The organism is Citrobacter sp. MNAZ 1397 (genome assembly GCF_023613995.1).
GTDB classification, from domain to species: domain Bacteria; phylum Pseudomonadota; class Gammaproteobacteria; order Enterobacterales; family Enterobacteriaceae; genus Phytobacter; species Phytobacter ursingii.
This window is the reverse complement of sequence record NZ_JAKIVH010000001.1, coordinates 1,681,267-1,700,491: the sequence shown is the minus strand read 5'-3', so window position 1 is coordinate 1,700,491 and position 19,225 is coordinate 1,681,267. Positions and strand designations below refer to the sequence as shown.

Genomic DNA, 19,225 nt, shown 5'->3' with positions numbered 1-19,225 from the left:
AGAAACCCGATGAGTAAATTCCTGGACCGATTTCGCTACTTCAAACAGAAGGGCGAAACCTTTGCCGATGGGCACGGCCAGCTTCTCGAAACAAACCGGGACTGGGAGGATGGATACCGCCAACGCTGGCAGCACGATAAGATCGTGCGTTCTACTCACGGTGTAAACTGCACCGGGTCTTGCAGCTGGAAAATTTACGTCAAAAATGGTCTCGTCACCTGGGAAACCCAGCAGACAGACTACCCACGCACTCGCCCGGACATGCCTAACCATGAGCCACGCGGCTGCCCACGCGGCGCCAGCTACTCCTGGTACCTTTACAGTGCGAACCGTCTGAAGTATCCGCTGATGCGCAAACGCCTGATGAAAATGTGGCGCGAAGCGAAAGTGCAGCACCCGGACCCGGTAAATGCCTGGGCCTCGATCATTGAAGATGCTGAGAAAGCCAAAAGCTTTAAACAGGCGCGCGGACGTGGCGGTTTTGTTCGCTCCTCCTGGCAGGAAGTGAATGAGCTGATTGCAGCGTCCAACGTTTATACCGTGAAAACCTACGGCCCTGACCGCGTCGCGGGCTTCTCGCCGATTCCGGCGATGTCGATGGTCTCCTATGCGTCCGGCGCGCGCTATCTATCGCTGATCGGCGGTACCTGCCTGAGCTTTTACGACTGGTACTGTGACCTGCCGCCAGCCTCGCCGCAGACCTGGGGTGAGCAGACCGACGTACCGGAGTCTGCTGACTGGTATAACTCCAGTTATATCATCGCCTGGGGTTCTAACGTACCGCAGACCCGCACCCCGGACGCCCACTTTTTTACCGAAGTTCGTTACAAAGGCACCAAGACCGTTGCGGTAACCCCGGACTATGCTGAAATTGCCAAGCTGTGCGACCTGTGGCTGGCGCCGAAGCAGGGCACCGATGCGGCAATGGCGCTGGCGATGGGCCACGTGATGCTGCGCGAGTTCCATCTGGATAATCCGAGCCAGTACTTTACCGATTATGTGCGTCGTTATACCGACATGCCCATGCTGGTGATGCTTGAGCCGCGTGAAGGATATTACGCCGCAGGCCGTATGCTGCGTGCTTCGGATCTGGTGGATGCGCTGGGACAGGAGAATAACCCGCAATGGAAAACCGTTGCGTTCGCTGATAACGGCGAAATGGTGGCGCCGAACGGTTCGATCGGTTTCCGCTGGGGTGAGAAGGGCAAATGGAACCTGGAACAACGTGACGGCACTACTGGCGTTGAGACAGAGCTGCAACTGAGCTTGCTGGGGCATCAGGATGAGATTGCTGACGTTGGCTTCCCCTATTTTGGCGGCGAGAGCACGGCACACTTTAGCAAGGTTGAGCTGGAAAACGTTCTGCTGCATAAACTGCCGGTTAAACGTCTGCAACTGGCCGATGGCAGCAGCGTACTGGTGACGACGGTTTACGACCTGACTCTGGCGAACTATGGCCTGGAGCGCGGTCTGAATGATGAAAACTCCGCCACAAGCTACAACGATATCAAAGCTTATACCCCGGCCTGGGCTGAAAAAATCACCGGCGTACCCCGTGCCAGTATCATTCGCACCGCCCGTGAATTTGCTGATAACGCCAATAAGACACATGGCCGCTCGATGATCATCATCGGCGCCGGGATGAACCACTGGTATCACCTCGATATGAACTATCGCGGGATCATCAACATGCTGATCTTCTGCGGCTGTGTTGGTCAGAGTGGCGGCGGCTGGGCACACTACGTTGGCCAGGAAAAATTGCGCCCGCAAACCGGCTGGCAGCCGCTGGCGTTTGCCCTTGACTGGCAGCGTCCGGCGCGTCACATGAACAGTACCTCTTACTTCTATAACCACTCCAGCCAGTGGCGTTATGAAACTGTTACCGCGCAGGAGTTTTTGTCTCCGCTGGCGGATAAATCACGCTACACCGGTAGCCTTATCGATTTCAACGTCCGCGCCGAGCGTATGGGGTGGTTGCCATCGGCACCGCAACTCGGCACAAACCCGTTGCGTATTGCCGAAGAGGCGAAAAAAGCAGGTATGTCGGCGGTGGATTACACCGTGAAATCCCTGAAAGAGGGCTCCCTGCATTTTGCGGCGGAGCAGCCGGAAAACGGCAAAAACCATCCGCGTAACCTCTTTATCTGGCGTTCAAATCTGCTGGGCTCCTCCGGTAAAGGCCACGAGTACATGCTGAAATACCTGCTGGGCACGGAAAACGGTATTCAGGGCAAAGATCTCGGCAAGCAGGGCGGCGTGAAGCCGGAAGAGGTGGAATGGAAAGATAACGGGCTTGACGGCAAGCTGGATCTGGTTGTCACCCTGGACTTCCGTTTGTCCAGTACCTGTCTCTATTCCGATATCGTGCTGCCGACGGCGACCTGGTATGAGAAAGACGATATGAATACCTCGGATATGCATCCGTTTATTCATCCGCTGTCTGCGGCCGTTGATCCAGCCTGGGAGTCAAAAAGCGACTGGGAGATTTATAAAGCGATCGCCAAAAAATTCTCCGAAGTCTGCGTGGGCCATCTCGGTAAAGAGACCGATTTGGTGACCTTGCCAATTCTGCATGACTCTGCCGCTGAACTGGCACAGCCGCTGGACGTGAAAGACTGGAAAAAAGGCGAATGCGACCTGATTCCGGGTAAAACTGCACCGCACCTGATTCCGGTAGAACGTGATTATCCGGCGACTTACGAACGCTTTACGTCTATCGGCCCGTTGATGGAGAAAATCGGCAACGGCGGTAAAGGCATTGCCTGGAATACCCAGAGCGAAATGGACCTGCTGCGTAAGCTCAACTACACCAAAGCAGACGGCCCGGCGAAAGGTCAGCCGATGCTTAACACGGCGATTGATGCCGCAGAGATGATCCTGACGCTGGCGCCGGAGACCAACGGTCACGTGGCGGTAAAAGCCTGGGCAGCGCTCAGTGAATTTACCGGTCGCGATCACACGCACCTGGCGACAAACAAGGAAGAGGAAAAAATCCGCTTCCGCGATATCCAGGCGCAGCCACGGAAAATTATCTCCAGCCCGACCTGGTCTGGCCTTGAAGATGAGCATGTTTCGTATAACGCGGGTTATACCAACGTTCATGAGCTCATTCCATGGCGCACCCTTTCCGGTCGTCAGCAGCTGTATCAGGACCATCAGTGGATGCGTGATTTCGGTGAAAGTCTGCTGGTCTATCGTCCGCCCATTGACACCCGTTCAGTGAAAGAGGTCATAGGCGAGAAGTCCAACGGTAACCCGGAAAAAGCGCTCAACTTCCTGACGCCGCACCAGAAATGGGGAATTCACTCCACTTACAGCGACAACCTGTTGATGCTGACCTTAGGCCGCGGCGGTCCGATTGTCTGGATGAGTGAAACGGATGCCAAAGAGCTGGGTATTGAAGACAACGACTGGATTGAAGTCTTTAACAGCAACGGGGCGCTGACCGCCCGTGCTGTGGTCAGCCAGCGCGTACCGGCCGGGATGACCATGATGTACCACGCTCAGGAACGCATCGTGAATATTCCGGGGTCAGAAATCACTGGTCAGCGCGGCGGTATCCATAACTCAGTAACCCGAATTACGCCGAAGCCAACCCACATGATCGGCGGCTATGCACAGCTGTCCTGGGGCTTTAACTACTACGGAACGGTTGGCTCCAACCGCGATGAGTTTGTGGTGGTACGTAAGATGAAGAACATTAACTGGCTGGATGGTGAAGGCAATGACCAGGTACAGGAGAGCGTAAAATGAAAATTCGGTCACAAGTCGGCATGGTGCTGAATCTCGATAAGTGCATCGGCTGTCATACCTGTTCCGTCACCTGTAAAAATGTCTGGACCAGCCGCGAAGGGATGGAGTACGCATGGTTTAACAACGTAGAAAGTAAGCCAGGCGTCGGTTTCCCGAATAACTGGGAAGATCAGGAAAAATGGAAGGGCGGCTGGATCCGTAAAGTAAATGGCAAGCTGCAGCCGAGGATGGGTAACCGCCCGATGCTGCTGGGGAAAATCTTTGCCAACCCGCATCTGCCGGGCATCGACGATTATTATGAGCCGTTTGATTACGACTACCAGACGCTGCATACCGCACCGGCTGATAGCAAACACCAGCCTATCGCCCGCCCGCGCTCGCTGATTACCGGCCAACGGATGGATAAAATCACCCGTGGGCCAAACTGGGAAGATGACCTGGGCGGTGAGTTCGAGAAGCTGTCGAAAGATAAAAACTTCGAGAATATGCAGAAGGCGATGTACGGCCAGTTTGAAAACACGTTCATGATGTATCTGCCGCGCCTGTGCGAACACTGCCTTAACCCCGCCTGTGTGGCGACCTGTCCGAGCGGTGCGATTTACAAACGTGAAGAAGACGGCATTGTGCTGATCGATCAGGATAAATGCCGTGGCTGGCGTATGTGCATCACCGGCTGCCCGTACAAGAAAATCTACTTCAACTGGAAGAGCGGCAAATCCGAGAAGTGCATTTTCTGTTATCCGCGTATCGAAGCCGGTCAGCCGACGGTTTGTTCTGAAACTTGTGTGGGTCGTATCCGCTACCTAGGCGTGCTGCTGTATGACGCGGATGCCATTGAGCAGGCGGCAAGCACAGAAAACGAGAAAGACCTTTATCAGCGCCAACTGGATGTGTTCCTTAACCCGAACGATCCGAAAGTAATTGAGCAGGCGATCAAAGATGGCATCCCACTGAGTGTTATTGACGCCGCCCAGCAGTCGCCGGTGTACAAAATGGCGATGGACTGGAAACTGGCGCTGCCGCTGCATCCGGAATACCGCACGCTGCCGATGGTCTGGTACGTGCCGCCGCTGTCACCGATTCAGTCTGCGGCTGACGCAGGTGAACTGGTTAGCAATGGCATTCTGCCGGATGTGGACAGTCTGCGCATCCCGGTTCAGTACCTGGCAAACCTGCTGACCGCAGGCGATACCGCGCCGGTACTGCTGGCCCTGAAACGGATGCTGGCAATGCGTCACTTCAAACGTGCGGAAACCGTGGACGGCAAAATCGATACCCGTGCGCTGGAAGAGGTAGGTCTGACCGAGGCGCAGGCGCAGGAGATGTATCGTTACCTGGCTATCGCCAACTACGAAGATCGTTTTGTGGTCCCGAGTAGCCATCGCGAACTGGCGCGTGAAGCGTTTCCTGAGAAGAGCGGTTGTGGCTTTACTTTTGGTGATGGCTGCCACGGTTCGGACAGTAAATTCAACCTGTTCAACAGCCGCCGCATCGATGCCATTGATGTTTCAGTGAAAACGGAGCCGCACCCATGATTGAGCTGGTCGTTATTTCCCGCCTGCTGGAATACCCGGATGCTGCCCTGTGGCAGCATCAGCAGGAGTTGATGGAGGCGCTGCAATCGTCAACGCACTTCACGCCGTCTCAGTCGCAAGGCGTTATCGATTTTCTGCAGCAGTTGACCTCACAGGATCTGCTGGACGCCCAGGCAAACTACAGCGAACTGTTTGATCGGGGGCGCGCCACCTCATTGCTCCTGTTCGAGCATGTTCACGGCGAGTCCCGCGACCGTGGACAGGCGATGGTCGATCTGCTGGCGCAATATGCCCGGCAGGGCCTTGAACTCGATAGCCGTGAGTTGCCGGACCACCTGCCGCTGTATCTGGAATATCTGGCGCAACTGCCACCGGCAGAGGCGTTGGGCGGATTGCAGGATATTGCGCCAATCCTGGCGCTGCTGAGCGCACGTCTGCAACAGCGGGAAAGTCACTACGCGATGCTGTTTACGCCGCTGATCGACCTGGCGAATACCGCTATCGATCAACAAAAAGTGGCCGAGAAAATCGCGGATGAAGCGCGTGATGATACCCCGCAGGCGCTGGACGCCGTCTGGGAAGAAGAGCAGGTGAAATTCTTTGCCGAACAGGGGTGTGGCGAATCTGACATCACCGCGCATCAACGTCGCTTTGCGGGTGCTGTTGCGCCGCAGTACCTGAATATCACAACCGGAGGACAGCAATAATGCACTTCCTGAATATGTTCTTCTTTGATATGTACCCGTACATTGCCGGGACGGTGTTTCTGGTAGGAAGCTGGCTGCGTTATGACTACGGCCAGTACAGCTGGCGGGCAGGTTCCAGTCAGATGCTGGACCGCAAAGGGATGGTGATTTGGTCGAACCTGTTCCATCTGGGGATCCTCGGCATCTTCGCCGGGCACTTCCTCGGGATGCTGACACCGCACTGGATGTACGAATCCTTCCTGCCCATCGAAGTGAAACAAAAAATGGCGATGATTGGCGGCGGCGCGAGCGGCGTGATGTGCCTTGTGGGCGGGATCATGCTGCTGAAACGTCGGTTGTTCAATCCACGTATTCGTGCGACCTCTACGGCCGCCGATATTCTGATCATGGCCTTGCTGATGGTGCAGTGTGCGTTGGGGCTGCTGACGATTCCCTTCTCCGCGCAACATATGGATGGCAGCGAAATGATGAAACTGGTGGGCTGGGCGCAGGCCGTGGTGACGTTCCACGGCGGAGCCTCTGCACATCTTGATGGGGTGGCATTCATCTATCGTATGCATCTGGTACTGGGGATGACACTGTTTGTGTTGTTCCCATTCTCGCGGCTGGTGCATATCTGGAGCGCGCCCGTTGAATATCTGACGCGCAAGTATCAGATTGTCCGCGCGCGCCGCTAGCTGCGCAATTTGATTTCAACCCCGCCGTCGCGGGGTTTTTTTTCACCCCAACCCAGGTTGTTACCTGCGGCGGCAAACAGGATCAATACACCGCCCGCCAGTTGAGTGGCGTTGAGCGTATGGTCAAAGACGAGTTTATCGACCACAATCGCGACGACCGGGTATATAAAGGAGAGCGAACCCGTAATGGGCGTCGGCAGTTTCTGAATCGCGCTGTAGAGCAACTGGTACATTACGCCGGTGTGGACAATCCCAAGCGTAAGTAAAATCAGCCACGGAAAGTCAGCGGAAAACGTGGGTATGCTGGCCAGTGGTAACAGGAGAATGACCCCGGTTAAGACCTGGATAAAGGCAATGTGCTGCGGAGCGATCCCGGTAAGTTTGCGGGTGATGATCGCGGTCAGCGCATAGCAAAAAGCGGCACTCAGGGCCAGCACGATACCCGTAAACCATTGGGCGGGATGTCCGGAGGTAAGCTCACCGGACAGCAGAATCACCACCCCGCCAAAGGCGAGTAAAAGCCAACCCCATTTGACCAGACTGACCCGCTCGCCCAACGCCATCCCCATTAAAACCAGCATGAACGGCTGCGTATTGTAGACCACTGTCGACAGGCCAATCGAAATACGGCTATAGGCGGCGAACAGCAATAACCAGTTGACGACAAGGGCAATACCGCCCGCAATGGCCAATGCCAGTGTCATTTTCGTCAAGGGACTAAAGGGCTGTTTACTTACCCGAATAAAGATAAACAGGGTGAGCGCGCCGATCAGGCACCGCCAGAAAACCACTTCTGTGACCGGTAATCCTGAGAGCAAAACGAACGCGCCAATCGAACCGGAAATCAGCATTGCCAGGCTCATCTGCCAGACGCCTTTTTGTCTGTTACGCATAAACCACCTCCTCAATAAGTATCCTTATTGTCGAAAATGGCAGACCACTTTTACAGAGATGTTGTAAGGTGGAATCTGCGGTTGGCTTTTATTAATTAGGTGAAAACAATGGAATACCTTATCGACGAGATCGACCGGCTGATTCTGACGTGCCTGGTGGAAGATGCGCGGATGTCGCTGAAAGTTTTGAGCGGTCGTGTTGGACTGTCGTCACCCAGTACGGCGGAAAGGCTTAAACGGCTTGAAGAAAAGGGTGTGGTTGAAGGATACGCCGCGCGGGTTAATTTGATGGCGTTAGGGTATACCCTGCAGGCGCTGGTACGTGTACGCCCATTGCCGGGGTTATTACAGAAGGTAGATAACTATATTCAGGCGATGCCCGAGTGCATTGAGAGCGATAAGGTCACCGGAGAGGATTGTTTTGTTATCCGGCTGGTGGTGCGTACTATCGAGCAACTGGACACGTTACTTGATGGCTTAGCGGAATACGCCCAGTGCAATACTTCAATTGTGAAAAGCTCGCCGGTCAAACGCCGCTTGCCGCCCGTGTAATGATTTTGAAAGCCCGATGCGCTGCGTTTATTCGACGTACGGTCGGGTAGCCCTGATAAGCGAAGAGCATCAGGCAAATGTTAGTTGGTGCTGCTCCTCGCCCTTCGGGTCGTTGCCTGCGGCAACGCTTTCTCGCTATGCTCGAATCGAACCTTAATCGAAGCTTCTCATCCTTCCCGCTGGGCAAGGATAATAGGGCATTGCAGATGGATTGGGTGCGTTGCTTTATGAAGTGATGGTGGTGGGGGAAGGATTACTCGTCGCGTAACTCCTCGCCCTTCGGGTCGTTGCCTGCGGCAACGCTTTCTCGCTACGCTCGAATCGAACCTTGGTCGAAGCTTCTCATCCTTCCCGCGTGGGCAGGATAATAGGGCATTGCAGATGGATTGGGTGTGTTGCTTTATGAAGTGATGGTGGTGGGGGAAGGATTACTCAGCGCTGCGCGCTTCGCCCTTCGGGTCGTTGCCTGCGGCAACGCTTTCTCGCTACGCTCGAATCGAACCTTTGTCGAAGCTTCTCATCCTTCCCGCATGGGCAGGGTAATAGGGCATTACAGATGGATTGGGTGTGTTGCTTTATGAAGGGATGGTGGTGGGGGAAGGATTCGAACCTTCGAAGTCGATGACGGCAGATTTACAGTCTGCTCCCTTTGGCCGCTCGGGAACCCCACCAGGGGTAATTCATATTATTGGGTGCTGCTTTAAGAATGGTGGTGGGGGAAGGATTATTCGTCGCTTCGCGCCTCACCCTTCGGGCCGTTGCCTGCGGCAACGTTGTCTCGCTTTCGCTCGACGCGAACCTTAATCGAAGGTTCTTACCCTTCCCGACAAGTGCAAACTTCGCGAACGCTCATCGGAATTACTACATTGCAGTAGTGAATAATGGTGGTGGGGGAAGGATTCGAACCTTCGAAGTCGATGACGGCAGATTTACAGTCTGCTCCCTTTGGCCGCTCGGGAACCCCACCACGGGGTAATGCTTATACTGGCCTGCCTCCGTTTCGGGAAGCGGGGCGCATCATATCAAATGACGCGCCGCTGTAAAGCTTTCCTTCAACGAAACTGAACCGTTTGTGTACTTTTCATCCGTAACGAATTAAAGCTAATCAATTCATTTCGTTAGCGATTAAAGAATAATCGTTCTGTTACCGTAAACGAAGACACGTTGCGCCAGTACCTGATATAGCGCGCGGCTTAAGACATTCTTTTCAACATCGCGACCTGCACGCATCATGTCCTCGGCAGTGTAAGTGTGATCCACGTGAATCACGTCCTGCATGATAATCGGTCCTTCGTCCAGATTATCGTTTACGTAATGTGCCGTCGCGCCGATGATTTTTACCCCGCGCTCATAGGCCTGGTGGTAAGGGCGCGCGCCGATAAATGCCGGCAGGAATGAATGGTGGATGTTGATAATCTTATTCGGAAAACGGGAGACAAAGCCCGGCGTCAGTACGCGCATATACTTCGCTAAAACCACATAATCCGGTTGATGCGCTTCAATGGCTTGCGCCATCAGATCATCGTGCTCTTCACGGGTGAGTCCTTCATGGCTGACCAGTTCAAACGGAATATCAAAACGTTCTACCAGGGAACGCAGCGTCTCATGGTTGCCGATGACTGCCGCAATCTCAATATCCAGCCCGCCGTAATTGGCTTTCATTAATAAGTCGCCAAGACAATGCGCCTCTTTCGTCACCAGAATGACCACGCGACGCTGCCCTGCAGGGTTCAGTTCACGAACAGAGCCTTCTGGCAGCGCGCTGTCCAGGTCGGCCAGCAGTGTTGAGTCGTTAAAAATACCTTCCAGCTCAGTACGCATGAAAAAGCGACCGGTGCGGTGATCAACAAACTCGTTGTTTTGCACGATATTAAGTTCGTGTTTGTAACAAATGTTAGTAATCCGCGCGATGAGACCTTTTTGGTCAGGGCAAATGGTGCGTAATACTTTACGTTGTAATGAATGCATTGCCGGGTAAATCCTGTTGATGGTGTTTGCTATGAATTATCGCTGGGCGTATTGCCCGCAGCACTTTTTGAATTTCTTGCCAGACCCGCACGGACACGGATCGTTACGGCCAAATTGCGGACGTGTGCCGTCAATATAATACCACCGGCCGTTCTCCTTTAAGAATCTGGAACGTTCAATAATTGCTCCCGCTTTGCCATCCTCATTGAAACGGGCAATAAAACTGACGTAACCTTCTGTGTCGTTTTTTCCGCTGGCATGCTCGAACACCGTCAAACCCAGCCATTGGGTACGGTCGAAGCCGGCTTCAATTTCCGGACGAAAGGTGGCGGCATGACAATCCGGATGCCAGGTGCTAACTAAATAGTTGGCATCTTTCATCACAAACGCGCTGTAACGGGAGCGCATAAGATGTGATGGATCTGGCGCAACCTGTGCGCCAGACAGATAAGGCTGACAACATAGGCTATACTCGACTGCGCTACCACAGGGACAGAGTTGAGACAAAATCGGCTTCCTGTACAAAAATAACGGCACTATAAGCCAGAGTAGCGTTATGTTAACTGAGCTGTAGCGTTGTGGCTACGCCAGTCGTTCCGGGGGACAAAAATCCAGGTAATGAGAACGGTTAAAATTGGGTTGGCGCTGGGATCAGGCGCCGCCAGAGGCTGGTCACACATCGGTGTGATAAAGGCATTGCAACATGCAGGGATCAAGATTGACGTTGTGGCGGGGTGCTCTATTGGTTCCCTTGTGGGTGCCGCCTATGCCTGCAACAAACTCCCTGAACTGGAAGCGTGGGTGCGCTCTTTCAGTTACTGGGACGTCCTCAAGCTGATGGACCCATCGTGGCGTCGCGGTGGATTATTACGCGGCGAACGCGTTTTTAACCACTATCGACAGGTCCTGCCAGATGCGCTTTTCACTGATTGTCAGTTGAAATTCGGTGCGGTAGCAACCAACCTCAGTACCGGGCGAGAGCTATGGTTTACCGAGGGCGATCTTCATCTCGCGGTGCGTGCCTCGTGCAGTATGCCCGGTCTGATGTCACCCGTTGCCCATAATGGTTATTGGCTGGTTGATGGCGCAGTGGTGAATCCGGTTCCTGTTTCCCTGACGCGCGCACTGGGAGCAGATATCGTTATTGCGGTTGACCTGCAACATGATGCGCATTTGATGCAACAGGATTTAGTGTCGACAACATTAATGGAAGATGCGCAAGAAGAGGTGGAGAGTGACGACTTGCGCTGGCATGAACGCCTACGGGACAGACTGAGTAAAATGACGGCCCGTCGCACTGTTGTTGCACCAACGGCAATGGAAATCATGACCACATCCATTCAGGTGCTTGAGAATCGGCTTAAGCGAAACCGAATGGCTGGCGATCCCCCCGATATTTTAATACAGCCAATGTGTCCGCAAATTTCGACACTTGATTTCCATCGGGCAGAGGCGGCAATCGCGGCGGGGCAACTTGCTGTTGAGAAGAAAATAGATGAACTACTACCGTTGGTAAGGACAATAGACTAAGTATGTTTTTTTATTCGAGTTCAGCAAATTCTGACAGGCGATTATTGATAGATCATGCCACTATTTAATTATCGTCGGGCAGGGGAGATAAGATGACGCAGCCGTTAGCAGGAAAACAGATATTGATCGTTGAAGACGAACCCGTCTTCCGCTCGCTGCTGGATTCCTGGCTCTCCTCTCTGGGAGCGGAAACACTGGTCGCGGATGATGGTGTCTCAGCGCTCGAACAGCTGGAAAATGCCTCGCCGGATCTCATGATTTGCGATATTGCCATGCCGAGAATGAATGGCCTTAAACTTGTCGAACATTTGCGCAATAAAGGCGATCAAATGCCGGTGCTCGTCATTTCTGCGACCGATAACATGGCAGATATTGCGAAAGCGCTGCGTTTAGGCGTGCAGGACGTTTTACTTAAGCCAGTTAAAGATCTTAATCGTCTCAAAGAGACCGTGTTTGCCTGTCTCTATCCCAATATGTTTAATTCGCGTGTCGAAGAAGAAGAGCGTTTGTTTCAGGATTGGGATGCGCTGGTAGAAAACCCGCAGGCGGCTGCCAAACTTTTACAAGAATTACAGCCACCGGTTCAGCAGAAGATGTCGGGCTGCCGGGTTAATTACCGCCAGTTGGTTTCGGCCGATCAGCCAGGCCTGGTACTTGATATCGCGCCAATATCATCGCGCGATCTGGCCTTTTATTGCCTTGATGTGACACGGGCAGGGAATAATGGCGTTCTGGCGGCATTATTACTGCGGGCGCTGTTCAACGGCTTACTTCAGGAACAGTTGTCACATCAACACCAAAAACTTCCCGAGATGGGCAGTTTGCTCAAGCAGGTAAATCAGTTACTGCGTCAGGCAAATTTGCCAGGACAGTTTCCTCTGCTGGTTGGGTATTATCACAGCGAATTAAAGAACCTTATTTTAGTGTCGGCAGGCCTTAACGCGACATTAAATACCGGTGAACACCAAATTCAAATCAGTAACGGTGTACCGCTGGGCACATTAGGAAATACTTATCTGAACCAATTGAGCCAACGGTGCGACGCCTGGCAATGTCAGGTGTGGGGAGCTGGTGGCCGTCTGCGTTTAATGTTGTCTGCGGAATGAGCAATCGCAACGTATTCCGCAGATAGCTTTACCTCCTTTTTAAAGCGAGTGGTACTATCGCCACAGTTTTGCGTATTAATCCTAATTAAACGTTATAGCGTCCTTTTCAGACCAGCTCATTACGATGGTACTGATATACTCAGATGCGAATTAATTCATGAACATGCTCAAAGCGTGAACAGACCAGGAGATTTTCAATGGCTGCCATAAATTCGAGAGTGACTAAAGCAGTTATCCCGGTTGCGGGATTGGGAACCAGGATGCTGCCGGCGACAAAGGCTATTCCTAAAGAAATGTTACCGTTGGTTGATAAGCCATTAATTCAGTATGTCGTGAATGAGTGTATCGCTGCGGGTATTACCGAAATTGTTCTGGTTACGCATTCGTCGAAAAATTCGATCGAAAACCACTTCGATACCAGCTTTGAACTTGAAGCAATGCTGGAAAAACGCGTGAAACGCCAACTGCTGGAAGAAGTGCAGGCTATTTGCCCGCCGCATGTCACCATTATGCAGGTCCGTCAGGGCCTGGCTAAAGGGCTTGGACACGCGGTGCTGTGCGCGCATCCGGTTGTAGGTAATGAGCCAGTTGCGGTGATTCTGCCGGATGTCATTCTGGATGAATTCGAGTCCGATCTTTCGCAGGATAACCTGGCTGAAATGATCAAGCGTTTCGATGAAACCGGTGCCAGCCAGATTATGGTTGAGCCTGTTGCAGATGTCACTGCATACGGTGTTGTTGACTGTAAAGGCGCAGAACTCAAACCGGGTGACAGTGTACCGATGGTCGGCGTGGTAGAAAAACCGAAAGCGAACGTCGCGCCGTCTAATCTGGCCGTTGTAGGCCGTTACGTCCTCAGCGAAGAGATTTGGCCGCTGCTGGCTAAAACGCCTCCGGGAGCCGGTGACGAGATCCAGTTGACCGACGCTATCGATATGCTTATCGAGAAAGAAACCGTCGAAGCTTACCATATGAAAGGCAAAAGCCATGATTGCGGTAATAAGCTGGGTTATATGCAGGCTTTCGTAGAATATGGTATTCGCCATAACGTACTTGGCAAAGAATTTAAAGCCTGGCTCGAAGATGTTATCGGTGTCGCTAAAGCATAACCTGCTTTAGTCGTAAGGAATAAAGCCGGATTGATGCTTATCACTCCGGCTTTTTTATTGCCATCAGGCATCTTCGGGATGGTTGACCATGCGCCGTGAGAGATCTTTGCGCTAAGAGGGAATATCAATACGGGAATGTAGGTGAGCAAAAATCATCAGCAATGCACGCTTATCTTCACCGCTATGCAATATTGCTTCGCAACAAGGGTAAAAAACTGGTTAAAAAAAATCCCGCCATTGGCGGGATTTTTCATAAAGGCTTAGGATTATTCCTGGATCAGGAAGTCTTCCAGTTGTTTACCTTGTTCGTCCATCGCTTTTTTGATTACTGCCGGGGTGCGGCCCTGGCCGGTCCAGGTTTTAGTTTCGCCGTTTTCGTCAACGTAGCTATATTTAGCCGGACGTGCAGCGCGTTTAGCTTTAGTTCCGGTTTTAGCAGCGACCATGCTGTTCAGCAGTTCATTCGGATCAATACCGTCAGCAATCAGCATTTCGCGATATTGCTGCAGTTTACGAGTACGTTCTTCGATTTCAGCAGCTGCAGCGCTTTCTTCTTCACGACGCTCGTTAACGACCACTTCTAATTTTTCCAGCATTTCTTCGAGCGTTTCCAGAGTGCATTCTCTTGCCTGCGCACGAAGAGTACGGATGTTGTTCAGAATTTTAAGTGCTTCGCTCATTGTAGTAATCTCAAACTTATATTGGGGTGGTTTGTTGAGCTAATAATAGAGCGTTAATTTGAGTAGTGCAATAGGTGAGAATGTAAGGAATTCAAATTTCCTCTTTATTTACCTCATTTTTAAAAACCGCTAACTTAAATTTTTCTTGCGGAACCGCACAAAAAAGCCATATTGAAAGCATTATCACCCAAACGGTTCAGGTGTTTAATCGGCGTTTTTAACTGATTAATCTCATACGAATTATAGTTTCGATGGATAAATATCAACCTTTTTTATTAGTGTTCACAACAGCATCGTTTTGCATAAAACATTAATAATTTCTTGTGCCTGGCGCTGAAATTTCTTGTTTTTTATACCCAGGCAAGATGCGGTACGCTTATTGTTTGTTTCTTTGGCAGCAACAGCTTGCGCAGGGAAATAGCGTGAAGTATATCAACGAAATCATGTCAGGAAGCTAAGTAAAGTGTGCGTTCGGCATTCCGGGAGGCACGTTAAAATATGATACAATCCTGCTGAGGAATATCACACTTTGATTGGGGTCTTGCGGGCAATGGCGCAACTTTATTTCTACTACTCAGCGATGAATGCCGGAAAATCCACGGCTTTACTACAGTCTTCCTACAATTATCAGGAACGTGGCATGCGGACGCTGGTCTATACAGCGGAGATTGATGACCGCTTTGGTGCAGGGAAGGTAAGTTCTCGAATTGGTTTATCATCGCCAGCGCGTCTTTTTAACCAAAACACATCCCTTAAAGATGAAATTAATGCAGAGCATCAGCGCGAGCCTATCCACTGCGTTTTAGTTGATGAAAGTCAATTTTTATCCCGCCAGCAGGTATATCAGTTGTCCGAGGTCGTCGATGAACTTGATATTCCCGTGCTCTGTTATGGATTACGAACGGATTTCCGCGGCGAGTTGTTTATCGGCAGCCAATATCTTCTGGCGTGGTCAGATAAACTGGTCGAACTAAAAACTATCTGTTTCTGCGGGCGTAAAGCCAGCATGGTGCTGCGACTTGATCAAGCCGGGCGACCATATAATGAGGGTGAGCAAGTCGTTATTGGTGGTAATGAGCGCTATGTGTCCGTTTGCCGCAAACATTATAAGGAGGCGCTCGCAGAAGGCTCTCTGGCCGCTATTCAGGCGCGTATAAGAGGGTAATGCTCCTGTATGTCTACGCGCTCACCTGATTGATTACAGACATAAAGAAACTGCCAACAGGCCAGAGCTCACAAGTATCAGACTCTGCGCCTGGGACGCTGTCCGCATCGCCTGGCGTATTTACCCTGATTGTCGGGCTAACGGGCGTTATCGCGACATCAGGGCACACGGCCTGACAATTTTTTCCCGCATGCTGTACCCGCTTTTACTTTATTCCAGCCTCATGCATGCTCAGATGCATCAGGACGTGCGAATTCACTGACCTGCTCTCACCATCAGCCACGCAATGCATGCTTCTGGGACGTTTACGCTTACGCTTACGGATAGGGATCAGACACCCATTCTGCAGAAGTGGCATCTGATAGCAGGAAAGCGAGGAGGGCGCTGAGAACTCGGGGTGGCGTCAAGCCGGATAGCAAATATAAAAAAGCCCCATCAAAGAATTGATGAGGCTTTTATCGTCAACCCGCCGGACCGTTTAACCGATCATCTTCGTTGACAGGGGTTAGCCATCAGACGGGTTATGCTGGATAAGACAATTAAGCGGTTTTCTTCGCTTTTTTGTCTGCTTTATCCGTTTTAACCGCTTCTGCTTTCACTTCTGCTGTTGCGCCTTCTTTGAACTCACGTCCGTAGTAGGTATCCAGCAGGATCTGTTTCAGCTCGGAGATCAGCGGGTAACGCGGGTTAGCACCGGTACACTGGTCATCGAACGCATCTTCGGACAGTTTGTCAACATGAGCAAGGAAGTCAGCTTCCTGAACGCCTGCTTCACGGATTGACTTAGGAATGCCCAGTTCAGCTTTAATGGTTTCCAGCCATGCCAGCAGTTTCTCGATTTTCGCAGCAGTGCGGTCACCGACAGAAGTCAGACCCAGGTGATCAGCGATTTCTGCATAACGGCGGCGAGCCTGCGGACGGTCGTACTGGCTGAATGCAGTCTGTTTAGTCGGGTTGTCATTCGCGTTATAGCGGATAACGTTCGCGATCAACAGGGCGTTGGCCAGACCGTGCGGGATATGGAACTGCGAACCCAGTTTATGCGCCATGGAGTGACACACACCGAGGAAGGCGTTCGCAAACGCGATGCCCGCGATGGTAGCGGCACTATGTACACGCTCACGTGCAATCGGGTTTTTAGAACCTTCATGGTAGGACGCTGGCAGGTTTTCTTTCAGCAATTTCAGAGCCTGCAGAGCCTGACCATCGGAGAACTCAGACGCCAGTACAGAAACATAAGCTTCCAGCGCGTGGGTTACCGCATCCAGACCACCGAATGCACACAGTGATTTCGGCATGTCCATGACCAGATTCGCGTCGACAACCGCCATGTCCGGAGTCAGTGCATAATCTGCCAGCGGATATTTCTGGCCAGTCGCATCGTCAGTTACCACAGCGAACGGTGTGACTTCTGAACCCGTACCGGAAGTAGTGGTGATAGCAACCATTTTCGCTTTCACACCCATTTTCGGGAACTTGTAGATACGTTTACGGATATCCATAAAGCGCAGCGCCAGTTCTTCGAAATGGGTTTCCGGATGCTCGTACATTACCCACATGATTTTTGCCGCATCCATCGGGGAACCACCACCCAGCGCGATAATCACGTCAGGTTTGAAAGAGTTCGCCAGCTCTGCGCCTTTACGTACGATAGTCAGTGTCGGGTCAGCTTCAACTTCGAAGAAGACTTCTGTTTCTACGCCAGCCGCTTTCAGTACAGAAGTGATCTGGTCTGCATAGCCGTTGTTGAACAGGAAGCGGTCAGTCACGATCAGCGCGCGTTTGTGACCATCAGTAATCACTTCATCCAGCGCGATTGGCAGAGAGCCACGGCGGAAGTAGATAGATTTCGGAAGTTTGTGCCACAACATGTTTTCAGCTCGCTTAGCAACGGTTTTCTTGTTGATCAGGTGTTTCGGACCAACGTTTTCAGAGATGGAGTTACCACCCCAGGAACCACAACCCAGAGTCAGGGAAGGTGCGAGTTTGAAGTTATAAAGGTCGCCGATACCACCCTGAGAGGCTGGGGTGTTGATCAGAATACGTGCGGTTTTCATTTCCGCGCCGAATTTCTGCACGCGAGCCGGCTGGTTATCCTGGTCGGTGTACAAGCAAGAGGTATGACCGATACCGCCCATGGCAACCAGTTTCTCTGCTTTTTCTACCGCATCGTCGAAATCTTTAGCGCGGTACATCGCCAGAGTCGGGGACAGTTTTTCGTGAGCGAACGGTTCGCTTTCGTCAACAACAGTCACTTCGCCGATCAAAATTTTGGTCGTTGCCGGAACAGTGAAACCTGCAAGTTCAGCGATTTTGTATGCCGGTTGACCAACGATAGCGGCGTTCAACGCGCCATTTTTCAGGATAATGTCCTGAACAGCTTTCAGCTCTTTACCCTGCAGCAGGTAGCCGCCGTGGGTAGCAAAACGTTCGCGAACCGCGTCGTAAACAGAATCAACAACCACAACAGACTGTTCGGAAGCACAGATAACGCCGTTGTCGAAGGTTTTGGACATCAGAACAGAGGCGACAGCACGTTTGATATCTGCAGTTTCGTCGATGACAACTGGGGTATTGCCTGCGCCTACGCCGATAGCCGGTTTACCGGAGCTGTATGCTGCCTTCACCATGCCTGGGCCGCCGGTCGCGAGGATCAGGTTGATGTCAGGGTGGTGCATTAAAGCGTTAGACAGTTCAACAGACGGTTGGTCAATCCAGCCAATCAGATCTTTTGGTGCGCCCGCAGCGATAGCCGCCTGCAGAACGATATCAGCCGCTTTGTTCGTTGCATCTTTAGCACGTGGGTGTGGGGAGAAAATAATGGCGTTACGGGTCTTCAGGCTAATCAGTGACTTGAAGATTGCAGTAGAAGTTGGGTTAGTCGTCGGAACAATACCGCAGATAATACCGATAGGTTCAGCGATGGTGATGGTACCAAAAGTGTCATCTTCCTCAAGGACGCCGCAGGTTTTCTCATCTTTATAGGCGTTGTAGATATATTCAGAAGCAAAGTGGTTTTTAATCACTTTATCTTCGACGATACCCATGCCGGATTCGGCAACAGCCATTTTAGCGAGAGGGATACGGGCATCAGCGGCAGCCAGGGCGGCGGCGCGGAAGATCTTGTCAACTTGCTCTTGAGTAAAGTTGGCATATTCACGCTGGGCTTTCTTCACACGTTCGACGAGTGCGTTAAGTTCAGCGACATTAGTAACAGCCATAATGCTCTCCTGATAATGTTAAACTCTTTTAGTAAACCAGCTGTCCGAAACGACAGTATAGACAGACCGGGTGCAGGTTGCGTAAATTACAGAAAAACAAGTAGTTAACGCCTCGCCCAACCTAACTGATTTACTGAAAGAGCCTCAACGAAACATCATTAAAACAGATGGTTCTACTCCCTGACGACGTCTCCAAGAGTACTCACTTCTGAGTACCGATTACGTGATCTAAATCAAGTTACAGCAAAGCTGACACCTTTCAGCAGGCTATTTTTGGGCATTTGTATCAAATGTTAATGATAAAAGGGCGGCGCTAGCTAACATTATCA

General features: G+C 51.8%; 14 protein-coding genes, 2 tRNA genes and 4 other RNA genes. 9 read left to right on the top strand and 11 right to left on the bottom strand.

What is annotated here, in order from left to right:
• Positions 1 to 9 precede the first annotated feature (9 nt).
• Genes L2097_RS07855 through narI form a run of 4 tightly spaced genes read left to right on the top strand, consistent with a single transcriptional unit; the run spans position 10 to position 6,672 of the window.
• Positions 10 to 3,753 (top strand): nitrate reductase subunit alpha, encoded by a 3,744-nt coding sequence (locus L2097_RS07855; protein WP_250352536.1) that lies wholly within the window; start codon positions 10 to 12, stop codon positions 3,751 to 3,753.
• Positions 3,750 to 5,288 carry a nitrate reductase subunit beta gene (gene narH / locus L2097_RS07850; protein WP_250352535.1) on the top strand — a complete coding sequence of 513 codons (1,539 nt, stop codon included), beginning with the start codon at positions 3,750 to 3,752 and terminating at the stop codon, positions 5,286 to 5,288. The genes L2097_RS07855 and narH overlap by 4 nt, the downstream gene beginning before the upstream one ends.
• Entirely contained in the window at positions 5,285 to 5,995 is a 711-nt protein-coding gene (gene narJ, locus L2097_RS07845) for a nitrate reductase molybdenum cofactor assembly chaperone (protein ID WP_085006976.1), read from the top strand. The genes narH and narJ overlap by 4 nt, the downstream gene beginning before the upstream one ends.
• Positions 5,995 to 6,672, top strand: a complete 678-nt coding sequence (gene narI / locus L2097_RS07840) for a respiratory nitrate reductase subunit gamma (RefSeq protein ID WP_085006975.1) — start codon at positions 5,995 to 5,997, stop codon at positions 6,670 to 6,672. Before narJ ends, narI begins: the two co-directional genes overlap by 1 nt.
• Here the strand turns inward: narI and L2097_RS07835 are convergent.
• A complete protein-coding gene (locus L2097_RS07835; protein WP_250352534.1) occupies positions 6,669 to 7,565 on the bottom strand; it encodes a DMT family transporter in 897 nt (298 codons plus the stop codon). The two genes, narI and L2097_RS07835, sit on opposite strands and share 4 nt — an antisense overlap.
• 108 nt (positions 7,566 to 7,673) lie before the next feature.
• On the opposite strand from L2097_RS07835, the gene L2097_RS07830 reads away from it, so the two are divergent.
• Positions 7,674 to 8,117 (top strand): Lrp/AsnC family transcriptional regulator, encoded by a 444-nt coding sequence (locus L2097_RS07830; RefSeq protein ID WP_047370527.1) that lies wholly within the window; start codon positions 7,674 to 7,676, stop codon positions 8,115 to 8,117.
• Between the two features lie 63 nt (positions 8,118 to 8,180).
• Here L2097_RS07830 and L2097_RS07825 read toward each other — a convergent pair.
• The 8 genes from L2097_RS07825 to L2097_RS07790 all read right to left on the bottom strand — a co-directional run bounded on the left by L2097_RS07825 (position 8,181) and on the right by L2097_RS07790 (position 10,592).
• Positions 8,181 to 8,309, bottom strand: a non-coding RNA gene (locus L2097_RS07825) — RtT sRNA.
• Positions 8,310 to 8,353: 44 nt separating this feature from the next.
• Positions 8,354 to 8,484: non-coding RNA, RtT sRNA (locus L2097_RS07820), on the bottom strand.
• 44 nt (positions 8,485 to 8,528) lie between these two features.
• A non-coding RNA gene (locus tag L2097_RS07815) (RtT sRNA) lies at positions 8,529 to 8,659 on the bottom strand.
• Between the two features lie 44 nt (positions 8,660 to 8,703).
• A tRNA-Tyr gene (locus L2097_RS07810) sits at positions 8,704 to 8,788 on the bottom strand.
• Positions 8,789 to 8,824: 36 nt separating this feature from the next.
• Positions 8,825 to 8,956, bottom strand: a non-coding RNA gene (locus tag L2097_RS07805) — RtT sRNA.
• Between the two features lie 43 nt (positions 8,957 to 8,999).
• Positions 9,000 to 9,084: transfer RNA gene (locus L2097_RS07800), tRNA-Tyr, on the bottom strand.
• 158 nt (positions 9,085 to 9,242) lie between these two features.
• A complete protein-coding gene (gene purU / locus L2097_RS07795; RefSeq protein WP_047370526.1) occupies positions 9,243 to 10,085 on the bottom strand; it encodes a formyltetrahydrofolate deformylase in 843 nt (280 codons plus the stop codon).
• A 36-nt stretch (positions 10,086 to 10,121) separates the two neighbouring features.
• Positions 10,122 to 10,592: a YchJ family protein gene (locus L2097_RS07790; protein ID WP_085006973.1), complete on the bottom strand. Its 471-nt coding sequence runs from the start codon at positions 10,590 to 10,592 to the stop codon at positions 10,122 to 10,124.
• Positions 10,593 to 10,703: 111 nt separating this feature from the next.
• Here L2097_RS07790 and rssA point away from each other — a divergent pair, with 111 nt between their 5' ends.
• The 3 genes from rssA (at position 10,704) to galU (ending at position 13,830) form a co-directional block, all read left to right on the top strand.
• A complete protein-coding gene (rssA, locus tag L2097_RS07785) occupies positions 10,704 to 11,615 on the top strand; it encodes a patatin-like phospholipase RssA (protein WP_047370524.1) in 912 nt (303 codons plus the stop codon).
• A 92-nt stretch (positions 11,616 to 11,707) separates the two neighbouring features.
• Positions 11,708 to 12,721, top strand: a complete 1,014-nt coding sequence (rssB, locus tag L2097_RS07780; RefSeq protein WP_047370523.1) for a two-component system response regulator RssB — start codon at positions 11,708 to 11,710, stop codon at positions 12,719 to 12,721.
• Between the two features lie 197 nt (positions 12,722 to 12,918).
• Positions 12,919 to 13,830 carry a UTP--glucose-1-phosphate uridylyltransferase GalU gene (gene galU / locus L2097_RS07775; RefSeq protein WP_047370522.1) on the top strand — a complete coding sequence of 304 codons (912 nt, stop codon included), beginning with the start codon at positions 12,919 to 12,921 and terminating at the stop codon, positions 13,828 to 13,830.
• A 266-nt stretch (positions 13,831 to 14,096) separates the two neighbouring features.
• Here the strand turns inward: galU and hns are convergent, their stop codons facing one another.
• Entirely contained in the window at positions 14,097 to 14,510 is a 414-nt protein-coding gene (hns, locus tag L2097_RS07770; RefSeq protein ID WP_039079166.1) for a histone-like nucleoid-structuring protein H-NS, read from the bottom strand.
• A gap of 550 nt (positions 14,511 to 15,060) precedes the next feature.
• Between hns and tdk the strand changes: the two genes are divergently transcribed.
• A complete protein-coding gene (gene tdk / locus L2097_RS07765; RefSeq protein WP_047370521.1) occupies positions 15,061 to 15,675 on the top strand; it encodes a thymidine kinase in 615 nt (204 codons plus the stop codon).
• A gap of 539 nt (positions 15,676 to 16,214) precedes the next feature.
• Here tdk and adhE read toward each other — a convergent pair.
• Positions 16,215 to 18,896 (bottom strand): bifunctional acetaldehyde-CoA/alcohol dehydrogenase, encoded by a 2,682-nt coding sequence (adhE, locus tag L2097_RS07760; protein ID WP_047370520.1) that lies wholly within the window; start codon positions 18,894 to 18,896, stop codon positions 16,215 to 16,217.
• Between the last annotated feature and the right edge of the window lie 329 nt (positions 18,897 to 19,225).